The sequence below is a fragment of the Micromonospora sp. KC213 genome (assembly GCF_004348325.1).
In the GTDB taxonomy this organism is placed as follows: Bacteria; Actinomycetota; Actinomycetes; order Mycobacteriales; family Micromonosporaceae; genus Micromonospora.
In genome coordinates, this window is the sequence record NZ_SMKF01000067.1 from 1 (window position 1) to 13296 (window position 13296).

Below are 13296 nucleotides of genomic sequence, written 5' to 3' on the forward strand. Positions count from 1 at the left end.
GCGGTGCCCAGCCGCCCGGGTTGGCGGGACCGGGCGCGGCGGGCGGCGGGCTGCTCCACGGGTCTGGCGGGGCCCAGGGCTGCGCTGCCGCCAGGGGATCTGATGGGGCCCAGGGGTACGACCCGGCCGGCGGTGCGGTGGGGTCGGCCGGCGTGGTGCCGGGTGACGGCGCGGCTGGCCCGCCGGGGGAGGACGACTCGGAGGCACCGGAGGAGGATGGCTCGCCGGACGGGTCGGACATGTTCGCTCCGAAGCGGAAGGGGCACCGGGGTGCGGGGGTGGCACGAGAGGGTCGGGCCTGCCGAGAATCTGTCGTACCCACAGCGGGCCCGCAACCCCGGTGCGCCCGCCGACTCCGGGACGAACCGCGCGGATGTCTGCCCGAGTGAGGCTCGCCGTCGGCCGATCGCTCAAATTCAGTGATTGTTTACCCGACTTCCGCGCACGCGAGGTGAGCGAAACTGGGTTAGGCTGCGGACCATGTGTGGAATCGTGGGATACGCCGGCTCCCGGCCGGCGCTCGGCATCGTCCTCGACGGTCTGCGGCGGCTGGAGTACCGCGGCTACGACTCGGCCGGCGTGGCGATCGTCTGCGACGACGAGCTGCTGACCGAGAAGAAGGCCGGCAAGCTGGCCAACCTGGAGAAGGTCCTCTCCGAGCGGGCCGCCGACGACCCCGAGGGCTGCGCCGCGAGCCCGATCGGCATCGGCGACGGCACCACCGGCATCGGCCACACCCGCTGGGCCACCCACGGCGGCCCGACCGACCGCAACGCCCACCCGCACCAGTCGCCCGACGGTCGGGTCGCGGTGATCCACAACGGCATCATCGAGAACTTCGCGAAGCTCCGCGCCGAGCTCGAGGCCGACGGCGTCACCTTCACCAGCGACACCGACACCGAGTGCGCGGCCCACCTGCTCGCCAAAGCGCTGGCTGACCTGCGCGCCGCCGGCGAGGTCGACAGCCCGCAGCTGCTGGCCTCCGCCATGCGGGTGGTCTGCCAGCGGCTGGAGGGCGCGTTCACGCTGCTCGCCGTCGACGCCGGCATCCCCGGCGCGGTGGTCGGCGCCCGGCGCAACTCGCCGCTGGTGGTCGGCCGGGGCGACGGCGAGAACTACCTGGCCAGCGACGTGGCCGCGTTCATCGAGCACACCCGGGACGCGGTCGAGCTGGGCCAGGACCAGATCGTCCTGATCACCGGCGACAGCATCGAGATCACCGACTTCGACGGCGGGCCCGCCAGCGGCAAGGACTTCCACATCGACTGGGACTCCTCCGCCGCCGAGAAGGGCGGCTACGACTGGTTCATGCTCAAGGAGATCGAGGAGCAGCCGCAGGCGATCGCCGACACGCTGCTCGGCCGGCTCACCGACAGCGGCGAGATCGCCCTCGACGAGGTCCGTCTCAGCGACCAGGATCTGCGCGACGTCGACAAGATCTTCATCGTGGCGTGCGGCACCTCCTACCACGCCGGCCTGGTCGCCAAGTACGCCATCGAGCACTGGACCCGCATCCCCTGCGAGGTCGAGCTGGCCAGCGAGTTCCGCTACCGTGATCCGGTCCTCGACCGGTCCACCCTGATCGTGGTGATCTCGCAGTCCGGCGAGACGATGGACACCCTGATGGCGCTGCGCCACGCCAAGGAGCAGAAGGCTCGGGTGCTGGCGATCTGCAACACCAACGGCTCCACCATCCCGCGCGAGTCCGATGCGGTCCTCTACACCCACGGTGGGCCGGAGATCGCCGTCGCCTCGACCAAGGCGTTCCTCACCCAGGTGGTCGCCTGCTACCTGATCGGCCTGCACCTGGCCCAGGTGCGCGGGATCAAGTTCGCCGACGAGGTCGGGGCCGTCGTCGCCCAGCTTCAGGAGATGCCGGGCAAGCTGCGCGAGCTGCTGGACCGGATCGAGCCGGTGCGGGAGCTGGGCAGGGAGCTGAAGTCCGAGCCGACCGTGCTGTTCATCGGCCGGCACGTGGGCTACCCGGTGGCGCTGGAGGGTGCCCTGAAGCTCAAGGAACTGGCGTACATGCACGCCGAGGGCTTCGCCGCCGGCGAGCTGAAGCACGGCCCGATCTCGCTGATCGACGAGGGCACCCCGGTGATCTGCGTGGTGCCGTCTCCGGTGGGCCGGGGCATGCTGCACGACAAGGTCGTCTCCAACATCCAGGAGGTCCGCGCCCGGGGCGCCCGGACCATCGTGATCGCGGAGGAGGGCGACGAGGCGGTCGTCCGCTACGCCGACCACCTGATCTACGTGCCGCGTACGCCGACGCTGCTCGCCCCGCTGGTGACCACCGTGCCGCTGCAGGTGCTCGCCGCCGAGATCGCGGCGGCCCGGGGTCACGACGTGGACCAGCCGCGCAACCTGGCGAAGTCGGTCACCGTCGAGTAACCCGCCCGGACGCCCTGCCAGCCCTCGGGCGGTCATCCGCCCGGGGCGGGCACCGGACGGCCGAGCACGATCCGTGCCATGCCGTCCAGCGCCGGATTGTCCGGTTCCCAGTAGCCGGCGTGCCCGGCACGGGCGCTGGCGAAGGTGCGACCGCCGAAGCCCGGGTCGGCCGGGTCGTGGCCGAACCACAGCCGGTGGTCGTCGGGCCGCAGCAGCGAGACGGCGGTGGCCAGCGGCGACGTGGCGAGCGCCGCCCGGGCGGCCAGCTGCCCCGGCGGCTCCACCAGCCGGATCACGTCGTCCGGGGCGGTACTGGCCCAGACCCGCTCCGGCGGCAGACGCAGCGCCTCGGCCCGGTCCACCCCGACGCCCGGGGAACCGACGAAGACCAGGGCGTCGGCGGCCAGCCCGTGGTCGCGGGCCGCACCACCCACCACGACCGAGCCGTAGCTGTGCCCGAGCACGGTCAGCCGGGCCGGCGGCCCCTCGTGGGTGGCGCGCAGCCCCTCCTGGAACCGGTGCAGCGCCGGACCGGCATCCCGGGCCTGGGCCGGCGAGGACGCCTCGGGCAGGAAATCCGGTACGTCGTAGTCCAGCCAGAGCAGCGCCGCGGTCTCCGTGCCGGGGGCGATGCCGGCGCACCGGGCGAGCACCCGGCCGGCGCGGCTCAGCTCCCCGGGTACGTCGGCGAGGTCGGTGGTCATTCCCGGCACGTACGTCAGCACCTGCGCCGACCGGTCCGGGTTGCCCAACGCGACCACCGCCCGCCCGTCGGCGCGCTCGTCGAACCCGAGCAGGTACGCCCGCGGCGGCCCCGCCGCCAGCCGCCCGGCCAGCCCGTCCAGGCCGGACAGCGCCGCCTCGACCCGGCGTAACCCGGCCCGGTCGCCGGGTTCGCCGGCTGACAGCTGCCGGTGGGCGGCCGCCAGCGCGTCCCGACGGTCGGCGAGCAGCAGCCGGTTGGCCTGGTCCCGGGCGGCGGCCGGCACCCCGTCGAGGCGGCCCACCCGGGCCGGCTCGTGCCGCACCAGCCACCGACGCTGGGCCGGGCTCAGCCCCGCCCACCAGGCCCGGACCAGGGCCGGAGCGGACCCGGCCGCCGGCCACCCGGCGGCCGGTGACGCGACCCAGCCGGTACGCGCCGCCGTGGCCAGCTCGTCGAGGCGGCCGGCGGCCTCCCGGTCGGCGGCGTCGGCCAGCGCGAGCGCGTCGCGCAGGATCGCCGCCACCCGCGCCACGTCCGCCGCCCCGGCCACCGTCGGCTCGGCCCGGAAGACCCCCGCCTCCGGCCCGACCCACCGCCGCGCCGGGATCGATGGTGGGCCGGCGCGGGCCACGCCGTGCCGGTCGACCTGCACGCCGGTGCGGTCCGCCAGCGCCACCGCCTCGGCCAGCCGTGCCTTCGCCGTACGTAGCCGGGCGGCGAACTCGGCGAGCACCTGGTCGGTCTCGACGAGCGCCGGCAGCACGTCGGCCAACTCGTTGCGCAGGCCGGCGAGCCGATCGCCGGCCGCCGCGGCGGCCCCGCCCGACCAGCCGGTGCGCAGCCGGCCCGCCCGGTCGGCGAGCCCCTGGCAGCGCCGCCGCACCGGGCCGGTCAGCCCGCCCCAGGCCGCCGCGGCGTCGGTCCACTGGCTCGGGGCGGCCCGCCACAACTGCGCGTACCCGGTCATCGGGGCAGCGTGGTGAGCCGGTCGGCGGCCCGGTCGTCCGCCGCCTGGTACGCCTCGGCGGCGGCACGCAGGGCGTCGGCCGCCGCGGCCACCCGCGCGGCGAGCGACCCCTGCCAGGTGTGTACGGCCCACTCCAGGCGGGCCAGGGCGGCGGCGGCCCGCCACTGTGGTGCGGCCACGGTCAGCCCCGGCGCTTCGGCGAGCCGATGTGCCAGCGCGTACGCCTCGTCGGCGAGCCCGCCGGCCACCTGGCGCAGCACCTCCGGTCGTACCTCCAACGGCTCCACGCCACCCGCCTCCCCGTCCCGACCAGCCCGACCGGAAGGGACGCTAGGCGGCGCGACCAGGTGGCCGGTAGCGGCTGTGGACAGCCGGCGATGGTCGTACCCTCGGGTTTTCCACAGGCATTGCCCAGCGCGCGGCCGGCGGCTAATCTGCCGCCCGCGCCACCGGTAGGGTGGTTCCGTGATCGTCGCGGTCGGCATCGACGTCGTGCTGGTGGACCGGTTCGCCCGAGCCCTGGCCCGCACACCGTTGCTCGCCGACCGGCTGTTCACCGAGGCGGAGCGTTACACCGGCTCCGGCAATCCGCGCTCACCCGAGTCGATGGCCGCGCGGTTCGCCGCGAAGGAGGCGGTGGCCAAGGCGCTGGGCGCCCCGGCCGGATTGAGCTGGCACGACTGCGAGATCGTGCCGGACCCGGATGGCCGGCCATGGTTGACCGTCTCCGGCACGGTCGCCGCCGCCGCCACCGAGCGCGGGATCAACCGCTGGCACCTGTCGCTGTCCCACGACGGTGGGATCGCCTCGGCGATGGTGGTCGCGGAACGCTGAACGTCCGGGCGGGCCGTCCGGCCCGCCGGCAGACGACGAGGGGACGCGGGTGGCATGAAACCGGTGTGGCGGGTCGCGGACGTACGCGCGGCGGAGGCGGGCCTGATGGCGACGCTCCCGCCCGGGACGCTGATGGCGCGGGCCGCCGCCGGTCTGGCCCGCCGCTGCGCCCTGCTGCTCGCCGACCGAGGTGGGGTGTACGGCGGCCGGGTGCTGCTGCTCGTCGGCACCGGCGACAACGGCGGCGACACCCTGTACGCCGGTGCCCACCTGGCCCGGCGCGGTGCCGCCGTGTCGGCGTTGCTGCTCAACCCGGGTCGGGCGCACGCCGCGGGGCTCGCCGCGCTGCGCGCCGCCGGTGGCCGACTCGTCGACCGGCCGCCGGCCATCGTCGACCTGGTGCTCGACGGCATCGTCGGCATCGGCGGCAGCGGCGGGCTGCGGGAGACCGCCGAGCAGCTGGCGGCGAGCCTGGTGCGGCACCGCGGGCGCGACGGCGGCCGGGCCACCGTGGTGGCGGTGGACGTGCCGAGCGGCGTCGCCGTCGACACCGGGGGTGTGCCGCTGTCCGCGTCGGGCCGCCCTGCCGCGGTACGCGCCGATGTCACGGTGGCCTTCGGCGCGCTGAAGCCGGCCCTGGTGGTCGGCCCGGCGGCCCCGCTGGCCGGGCAGGTCGAGCTGGTCGACATCGGGCTCGGGCCGTGGCTGCGCGGCACCCCCGCGCTGCGGGTCACCGAGTGGTCGGACGTGGCCGGGTGGTGGCCGCGGCTCGGTCCGGCCTCGGAGAAGTACACCCGAGGGGTGGTCGGGCTGGCCACCGGGTCGCGGACGTATCCGGGAGCGGCGGTGCTGTCGGTCGGCGGCGCGCTGGCCGGCCCGACCGGCCTGGTCCGGTACGCCGGCGGAGCCCGGGACGAGGTGGTCCGCCAGCACCCGTCGGTGATCGCCAGCGACCGGGTCGCCGACGCCGGCCGGGTGCAGGCCTGGGTGTGCGGCTCCGGGCTCGGCACCGGCGAGCAGGCGACGGCCGAGTTGCGCGCGGTGCTGGCCGCCCCGGTGCCGGTGGTGCTGGACGCGGACGCGCTGACCCTGCTGGTGGACGGCTCGCTCGCCGACCGGCTGCGCCACCGGGACGCGCCGATCGTGGTGACGCCGCACGACCGGGAGTTCACCCGGCTCTGCGGCGAGGAACCGGGTGCCGACCGGGTCGCCGGTACGCTGCGGCTGGCCGCCTGGATGAACGCCACGGTCCTGCTCAAGGGGGACCGGACGGTGATCGGCACGCCGGACGGCCGGGCGTACGTCAACCCGAGCGGGAGCCCGACGCTGGCCACCGGGGGCACCGGCGACGTGCTGGCCGGGCTGCTCGGGTCGCTGCTGGCCGCCGGGCTGGCCCCGGAACGGGCCGCGGCGTGCGCCGCGTACCTGCACGGGTTGGCCGGGCGGGAGGCGGCCCGCCGCGGGCCGGTGACCGCACCCGACGTGGTGGCCGCACTGCGTACGGTGATCGCGCCGCTGGTGGGTGAGCCGGGGCTGGCCGACCACCGGGACCGGATGGGGTGATCAAGGGGCAAGTAGGCTGGGCGTATGTGGCAGGCCGAGGTGCGCGTCGATCTTGACGCGATCCGTGACAACGTGGCCCGGCTCCGGGCCGGCACCAGCGCCGAGGTGATGGCGGTGGTGAAGGGCGACGGGTACGGCCACGGCATGGTCCCCGCCGCCCGTGCCGCGCTCGACGCCGGAGCGGACTGGCTGGGAGTCTGCACCCTCGACGAGGCGCTGACCCTGCGTCGGGCCGGGATCACCGCACCGGTGCTGGCCTGGCTGCTCGACCCCGGGCTGGCCCTGCACGAGGGGGTGGCGGCCGGGGTCGACCTGGCCGCGGCCAGCCTGCCCCAGCTCGACGAGATGATCGAGGCGAGCCGCCGCGCGGACCGCCCGGCCCGGCTGCACCTGAAGATCGACACCGGGTTGTCCCGGGGCGGCGCGACCGTGGCCGACTGGCCGGCCCTGCTGGCGGCCGCCGCGAGGGCCCAGGCCGACGGCCTGGTCGAGGTGGTCGGCGTGTGGAGCCACTTCGTGTACGCCGACTCGCCCGGCCACCCCACCACCGACCGGCAGTTGGCCATCTTCCACGAAGGGCTGGCCATGGTCGAGCGCGCCGGCCTGCGTCCGCGCTACCGGCACCTGGCCAACTCGGCCGCCACACTGACCCGGCCGGACACCCATTTCGACCTGGTCCGTCCCGGGATCGCCGTGTACGGGCTGTCGCCGATCGCGGGGGAGCGGTTCGGGCTGCGTCCGGCGATGACCGCCCGGGCCAGGGTGATGCTGACCAAGCGGGTACCGGCCGGCACCGGCGTCTCCTACGGCCACACCTACACCACCGGCGACGAGGCGAACCTCGCGGTGGTGCCGCTCGGCTACGCCGACGGGGTGCCCCGGCACGCCTCCAACGTCGGGCCGGTGCAGCTCGGCGGCAAGCGCCGCACCATCTCGGGCCGGGTCTGCATGGACCAGTTCGTGCTGGACTGCGGGTCGGATCCGGTGGCCGCCGGCGACGTGGCGACCCTCTTCGGCAGCGGGGCGGACGGCGAGCCCACCGCCGACGACTGGGCCGACGCGGTCGGCACCATCAACTACGAGATCGTCACCCGGTTCGGTGGGGTCCGGGTGCCCCGGGTCTACGACGGAGAGCTGGCACCATGACCGGCCCTTCCCGGTTCCGGATACCCCGGCCGCGTACCGCCGCCGGGAAGGTCGCCGGTGCGCTGGCCACCGTCGGCGTCGCCGCCGCCGGCCTGGCCGCCGGTGTCGCCACCGAGCGGGCGCTGGTCCGCCGGCTCAAGGCCGACCCCACCGACCGGTACGCCGACGAGGCATTCGGTGAACTGCCCTGTGACGAGTCCTTCCGGCTGGAGCTGCCCGACGGCACCGACATCCACGTCGAGGTGGTGGAGCCGACCCGGCCGGTGCCGGGGCGTCCCACCGTCGTGCTGGTGCACGGCTTCTGCCTGGACATGGGGACGTTCCACTTCCAGCGCAAGATGCTCGCCGAGCGGGGCGACCACCGGATCGTCGCGTACGACCAGCCGGGGCACGGCCGCTCGGGCCGGCTGGAAAGCGGTGAGTACGACCTCGCCGCGCTGGGTGCCACCCTGCGCCGGGTGATCGACCGGACCGTCCCGGAGGGGCCGCTGGTGCTGGTCGGCCACTCGATGGGCGGAATGACCATCATGGCCTTCGCCGAGCTGTGCCCGGAGCTGTTCGGCGACCGGGTGGTCGGCACGGTGCTGATCGCCACCTCCGGCGGCGTACTCGCCGAAACCCGGCTGGCCGCTTCGGCCCTGCTGGGCCGGGTCGGCGGGCCGGTGCTCCAGATGGCGAGCAACGCCACCCGGTACGGCGGCACGGTGATCGACAGGGCCCGCCAGTCGACGTCCAACGTCGCCTGGCTGCTCACCCGCAGGTACGGGTTCGGCAGCCGCCGGCCGAGCCCTGCTCTGGTGTCGTACGTGGAGCGGATGAACTCCCGGACGTCGGCCGACACGGTGACCCGCTACCTACGTACGCTGGCCGCCCACTCGCGCTTCCCGGCGCTGGCCGCGCTCAGCGGCACGCCGGTGCTGGTCGTGGTCGGGGACAAGGACATGATCACCCCCGTGGTCCACTCGGACGAGATCGTCCGCCGGCTGCCGCACGCCCGGTACGTGAAGATCCCGGACAGTGGGCACGTGGTGATGCTGGAGCACGCCGACGAGGTCAACGCGGCCCTCGCCCAGTTCCTGGGGGTCCTGTGATCGAGCCGGGTCTGCGAGCCCCGCAGTCGCGAGCCGAGGTGGTTTCGTGAGCGCGAGGAGTGAGCCGGGTCTGCGAGCCCCGCAGTCGCGAGCCGAGGTGGTTTCGTGAGCGCGAGGAGTGAGCCGGGTCTGCGAGCCCCGCAGTCGCGAGCCGAGGTGGTTTCGTGAGCGCGAATCTCGTGGTCACGCTGCGGACGGTCGAGGAGACGCACGCCTTCGGCCGCCGGCTGGCCGGCCTGCTCCGCGCCGGTGACCTGCTCCTGCTCACCGGCCCGTTGGGGGCCGGCAAGACCGCGCTCACCCAGGGTCTCGGCGCCGGGCTGGGCGTGCTCGGCGACATCACCTCCCCGACCTTCGTGATCGCCCGGGTGCACCGACCCGACCCGGCCCGGGGCCGTGGCGTCGCGTTGGTGCACGCCGACGCGTACCGGTTGGGTGGCGCGAGCGACCCGCGCGCCGAGATCGACGACCTCGACCTGGACGCCTCCGTCGACGACTCGGTGACCGTGGTCGAGTGGGGCGAGGGGCTGGTCGAGCAGTTGGTCGACGCCCACCTGCGGGTGCGGATCGACCGGCGGGCGGACGACACCCGGGTGATGGAGTTGGAGCCGGTCGGCGGCGACTGGGCGCGGCGCCTGGACGCCCTGCGCGGTGCATGAGCTGTCGGTGCCGACTGGTAGGAAATGGCGAACCGACTGCGAAAGGTTGCCGATGCCCGACGTCCCCGCCCTCGACCTGCTGGCGCTGCTGCCGGAGGCCTGGCGTGCCGTGCTCACCCCGCACCTCGACCCTGCCCGCACCGCGGCGCTGGGCGAGTTCGTCGCCCGGGAGTACGCCACGCAGACCGTCTTCCCGCCGCTGGAGGACCTTTTCGCCGCCTACCGGCTGTGCGAGCCGCAGCAGTGCCGGGTGCTGATCCTCGGGCAGGATCCCTACCACCGGGCGGGGCAGGCGCACGGGCTGAGCTTCAGCGTGCGTGAGGGGGTGGCGGTGCCACCGTCGCTGCGCAACGTCTTCAAGGAACTCGGTGACGACCTGGGCGTGCCGAAGCCACGGAACGGCAACCTGAGTGGCTGGGCGGCGCAGGGTGTGCTGCTGCTCAACTCGGTGCTCACCGTGCGTCAGGCCACCCCCGGTTCGCACGCGAACAGGGGGTGGGAGGAGTTCACCGACGCCACCATCCGCGCGCTCGACGCCCGCGACGAGCGGGTGGTCTTCCTGCTCTGGGGCGGGTACGCCCGCAAGAAGGCGGCGCTGGTCGGCAACCCCCGGCACGTGGTCCTGGAGGCCGGTCACCCGAGCCCGATGAACCCGCGCGGGTTTCTCGGCAGCCGGCCGTTCAGTGCGGCCAACAAGGCCCTGGCCGATGCCGGCCTGCCCACCGTGGACTGGGAGCGCAGCGCCGGCTGAGTTCGTGGGGTCACCGGACCGTCACCGTCCGATGTAGCCTGTCTGCACGCGACGGCAGGAAGGTGACGCATGGTGGCGACGGTCACTCCCCAGCAGTGGCAGGCGGTGCGGGCGGCGCTGACGGAGCAGACGGAACGCTTCGCCGATCTGCTGGTCGTCAGCCGTCCCGAGACCCGCTGCACGGCCGACTGGTCGGTGGTCGACACGCTGGCCCACGTGGTCTCGCTGGCCTGGCTCTACGCCTGCCTGGTGGATCCCGAGCGTCCTCCGCTGCCGGTCGCGGGCCTCGACAGCCAACTGCCCGAGGTCACCGTCGACACCGTGGCCGACGTCAACGACGTGGTGCTGCGGCAGTTCACCGAGCGCGACCCGGCGGTGCTGCTCGCCCGGCTCCGGGCCGACGTCGGGCAACTCCTGTCCTGGTGCGCCGACCGGAGTCCCGACGACACCGTGCCCTGGCTCGGCGCGGCCCGGGTGCCGCTCGCCGGGCTCTGCGCCCATCTGGTCAACGAGCTGCTGATCCACGGCCACGACATCGCCCGGGCGAGCGGGCGTCGGTGGCGCCTGCCCGGTCGCGAGGCCGCCATGTTCCTGGAGCTCTTCCTCGCCGGCGTGGTGCGACACGGCTACGGCCGGCTGCTCGACGGCGGGGGGCCACCGAGCGACCGACCGATTGTGGTGGAGTTCCGTTCGGCGTTCGCCGCCCCGCTCCGGCTGGTGCTGCATCGGGGCGTGATCTCGTTCGCCGAGCCGGGCGCCCGTCCCGACGTCCGGATCCACCACGACCCGGGCACCTTCAACCTGATGATGTTCGGCCGGATCAGCCGGGCACGGGCGCTGCTCACCGGTGGGATAAGAATCTCCGGGCGACGCCCCTGGCTGCTGCCCACCTTCCTGCGCACCTTCCGCACCCCCAGTTGACCGGCCACAGGTGGGGCGTGACCGGGGGTACGCCGGGGCCGGCTAGGCTGGTCAATCGTGCTCGTACTGGTGGTGGACTCCTCGACACCCGCGGTGACCGCGGCGCTGGTGGAGGTTTCGGCGGGCGGCGTCGCGGCACGGGCGCAGCGGTGCACGGTCGATGCGCGCGCCCACGGCGAACTGCTCGCCCCGCAGGTGGAGGCGGTGCTCGCCGAGGGTGACGTCCGGCCGGGTGACCTGGCCGCGATCGTCGCCGGACTCGGTCCCGGCCCGTTCACCGGGCTGCGGGTCGGGTTGGTCACCGCCGCCACCATGGGTCAGGTGCTCGGTGTGCCCACGTACGGCGTCTGCTCGCTGGACGGCATCGGCCACCCGGCGGCGGCCGGCGAGCCGGTCCTGGCCGCCACCGACGCCCGTCGCCGCGAGGTGTACTGGGCGGTCTACGACGGTGCCGGCCAGCGGATCGGCGGGCCGGAGGTGGCTGTCCCGGCGCTCGTCGCCGAGCGGGCCCGCGAGCTGGCCGTCACCGCCGCGGTGGGTGACGGTGCCCACCGGTACGCCGACGTGCTGGGCCTGCCGTTGCGGGCCGAGCCGCGCTACCCGGACGCGACCGCGTTGGCGGTGCTGGCCGCCGAGCGGATCCGGGCCGGTGCCCCGGGCGAGGTGCTCACCCCGCTGTACCTGCGCCGCCCGGACGCGGTGGCGTCGGCGACCCGCAAGCCGGTCCTTCCATGAGCGGATCGGTGCGGCTGGCGCGGTTCCGGTGGTGGCACATCGACGAGGTGTTGCCGATCGAGGTGGACCTGTTCGGTGCCGAACAGTGGTCGGCGTCGATGTTCTGGAACGAGCTGGCCAACGGGCACTGGTACCGGGTGGCCCTCGACGCCGACGGAGCGCTGCTCGGCTATGCGGGGCTGGCCGTCCAGCCGGACGAGGCGTGGGTGCAGAACATCGCCGTCCGGCGGGACGCGCAGCGGCGCGGGGTGGGCCGGGCGCTGCTGGAGGAGCTGCTCGGTGAGGCGGCCCGCCGGGGCGTGCGGACCGTCCTGCTGGAGGTGGCCGCGGACAACGCGCCCGCGCAGCGGCTCTACGCGACGTACGGCTTCGAACCGATCGGCGTGCGCCGCGGCTACTACCAACCGAGCAACACCGACGCGCTGGTGATGCGGCGCGTCGCGCCGCCGACCGCGTACGGAACGGACGACTGATGGCTGACGAACCCCTGGTCCTGGGCATCGAGACCTCCTGCGACGAGACCGGCGTCGGGATCGTGCGCGGGCACACCCTGCTGGCCGACGCTCTGGCGTCCAGCGTCGATGAGCACGCCCGGTTCGGCGGGGTGGTGCCGGAGGTGGCCAGCCGGGCACACCTGGAGGCGATCGTGCCGACGATGGACCGGGCGTTGCGGGAGGCGGGGGTGACGATCGCCGACATCGACGCGATCGCGGTCACCTCCGGTCCCGGGCTGGCCGGTGCGCTGCTGGTCGGGGTGGCCGCCGCGAAGGGTTACGCGCTGGCCGCCGAGAAGCCGGTGTACGGGGTGAACCACCTCGCCGCCCACGTCGCCGTGGACACCCTGGAGCACGGCCCGCTGCCGGAGCCGGCGATCGCGATGCTGGTCTCCGGTGGTCACTCGTCGCTGCTGCTGGTGGACGACCTGGCGCACGGGGTGACTCCGCTGGGTGCCACCATCGACGACGCCGCCGGGGAGGCGTTCGACAAGGTGGCCCGGCTGCTCGGCCTTCCCTTCCCCGGCGGGCCGCACATCGACGGGCAGGCGCGGGCCGGCGACCCGGCGGCGATCGCGTTCCCGCGCGGGCTGACCGCACCGAAGGACCTGGCCGCCCACCGCTACGACTTCTCCTTCTCGGGGCTGAAGACGGCGGTGGCCCGCTGGGTGGAGGCCCGGCAGCGGGCCGGTGAGCCGGTGCCGGTGGCCGACGTGGCGGCCTCGTTCCAGGAAGCAGTCTGTGACGTGCTGACCGCCAAGGCGCTGGACGCCTGCCGAGCCAACGGCATCGGCACGCTGGTCGTCGGCGGGGGAGTGGCGGCCAACTCGCGGCTGCGGGCGATGGCCGAGCACCGGGCGGCGAAGCACGGCATCCGGGTCCGGGTACCTCGGCCGAAGCTCTGCACCGACAACGGTGCGATGGTCGCGGCGCTCGGCGCGCACCTGGTCGCCGCCGGGGTGACGCCGAGCCGGCTCGACCTGCCGGCGGATTCGGCCCTGCCGCTGACCACGGTCAGCGTGTGACGGAGGGATG

13 protein-coding genes and 1 pseudogene are annotated in these 13296 nt (G+C 74.7%); 11 read left to right on the forward strand and 3 right to left on the reverse strand.

The genetic code is table 11. The features are described 5' to 3' along the window. Positions 1–241: pseudogene (locus E1166_RS31525) on the reverse strand (DUF4190 domain-containing protein); the annotation flags it as partial. 239 nt (positions 242–480) lie between these two features. Here E1166_RS31525 and glmS point away from each other — a divergent pair. Beyond that, positions 481–2394, forward strand: coding sequence for a glutamine--fructose-6-phosphate transaminase (isomerizing) (glmS, locus tag E1166_RS15585; RefSeq protein ID WP_132339596.1), 1914 nt, complete (start codon positions 481–483; stop codon positions 2392–2394). A gap of 32 nt (positions 2395–2426) precedes the next feature. Here the strand turns inward: glmS and E1166_RS15590 are convergent, their stop codons facing one another. Continuing rightward, entirely contained in the window at positions 2427–4067 is a 1641-nt protein-coding gene (locus E1166_RS15590; protein WP_132339598.1) for an alpha/beta hydrolase, read from the reverse strand. Further along, positions 4064–4354 (reverse strand): type VII secretion target, encoded by a 291-nt coding sequence (locus E1166_RS30970; RefSeq protein ID WP_165944349.1) that lies wholly within the window; start codon positions 4352–4354, stop codon positions 4064–4066. Before E1166_RS30970 ends, E1166_RS15590 begins: the two co-directional genes overlap by 4 nt. A gap of 178 nt (positions 4355–4532) precedes the next feature. Here E1166_RS30970 and E1166_RS15600 point away from each other — a divergent pair, with 178 nt between their 5' ends. From E1166_RS15600 to tsaD, 10 genes are all read left to right on the forward strand, one after another. Beyond that, complete coding sequence (locus E1166_RS15600; protein WP_132184644.1) at positions 4533–4901, forward strand: holo-ACP synthase; 369 nt, start codon at positions 4533–4535, stop codon at positions 4899–4901. A 54-nt stretch (positions 4902–4955) separates the two neighbouring features. Continuing rightward, a complete protein-coding gene (locus tag E1166_RS15605) occupies positions 4956–6464 on the forward strand; it encodes an NAD(P)H-hydrate dehydratase (RefSeq protein ID WP_132339602.1) in 1509 nt (502 codons plus the stop codon). 24 nt (positions 6465–6488) lie between these two features. Further along, positions 6489–7610, forward strand: coding sequence for an alanine racemase (gene alr, locus E1166_RS15610; protein ID WP_132339604.1), 1122 nt, complete (start codon positions 6489–6491; stop codon positions 7608–7610). Next, on the forward strand, positions 7607–8701 hold the full coding sequence (locus E1166_RS15615; protein WP_132339606.1) for an alpha/beta hydrolase: 1095 nt from the start codon (positions 7607–7609) through the stop codon (positions 8699–8701). Before alr ends, E1166_RS15615 begins: the two co-directional genes overlap by 4 nt. 164 nt (positions 8702–8865) lie before the next feature. Next, on the forward strand, positions 8866–9360 hold the full coding sequence (gene tsaE, locus E1166_RS15620; RefSeq protein WP_132339608.1) for a tRNA (adenosine(37)-N6)-threonylcarbamoyltransferase complex ATPase subunit type 1 TsaE: 495 nt from the start codon (positions 8866–8868) through the stop codon (positions 9358–9360). A gap of 52 nt (positions 9361–9412) precedes the next feature. After that, positions 9413–10111, forward strand: a complete 699-nt coding sequence (ung, locus tag E1166_RS15625; RefSeq protein WP_132339610.1) for a uracil-DNA glycosylase — start codon at positions 9413–9415, stop codon at positions 10109–10111. A 69-nt stretch (positions 10112–10180) separates the two neighbouring features. Further along, positions 10181–11032 (forward strand): maleylpyruvate isomerase family mycothiol-dependent enzyme, encoded by an 852-nt coding sequence (locus tag E1166_RS15630; RefSeq protein WP_132339612.1) that lies wholly within the window; start codon positions 10181–10183, stop codon positions 11030–11032. Between the two features lie 57 nt (positions 11033–11089). Continuing rightward, the gene (tsaB, locus tag E1166_RS15635) at positions 11090–11767 is read left to right on the forward strand and encodes a tRNA (adenosine(37)-N6)-threonylcarbamoyltransferase complex dimerization subunit type 1 TsaB (protein WP_132339614.1); all 678 of its coding nucleotides are present in this window, start codon (positions 11090–11092) and stop codon (positions 11765–11767) included. Beyond that, positions 11764–12240, forward strand: a complete 477-nt coding sequence (rimI, locus tag E1166_RS15640) for a ribosomal protein S18-alanine N-acetyltransferase (protein ID WP_132339616.1) — start codon at positions 11764–11766, stop codon at positions 12238–12240. The genes tsaB and rimI overlap by 4 nt, the downstream gene beginning before the upstream one ends. Beyond that, positions 12240–13286: a tRNA (adenosine(37)-N6)-threonylcarbamoyltransferase complex transferase subunit TsaD gene (gene tsaD, locus E1166_RS15645; protein WP_132339618.1), complete on the forward strand. Its 1047-nt coding sequence runs from the start codon at positions 12240–12242 to the stop codon at positions 13284–13286. The genes rimI and tsaD overlap by 1 nt, the downstream gene beginning before the upstream one ends. Positions 13287–13296 lie beyond the last annotated feature (10 nt).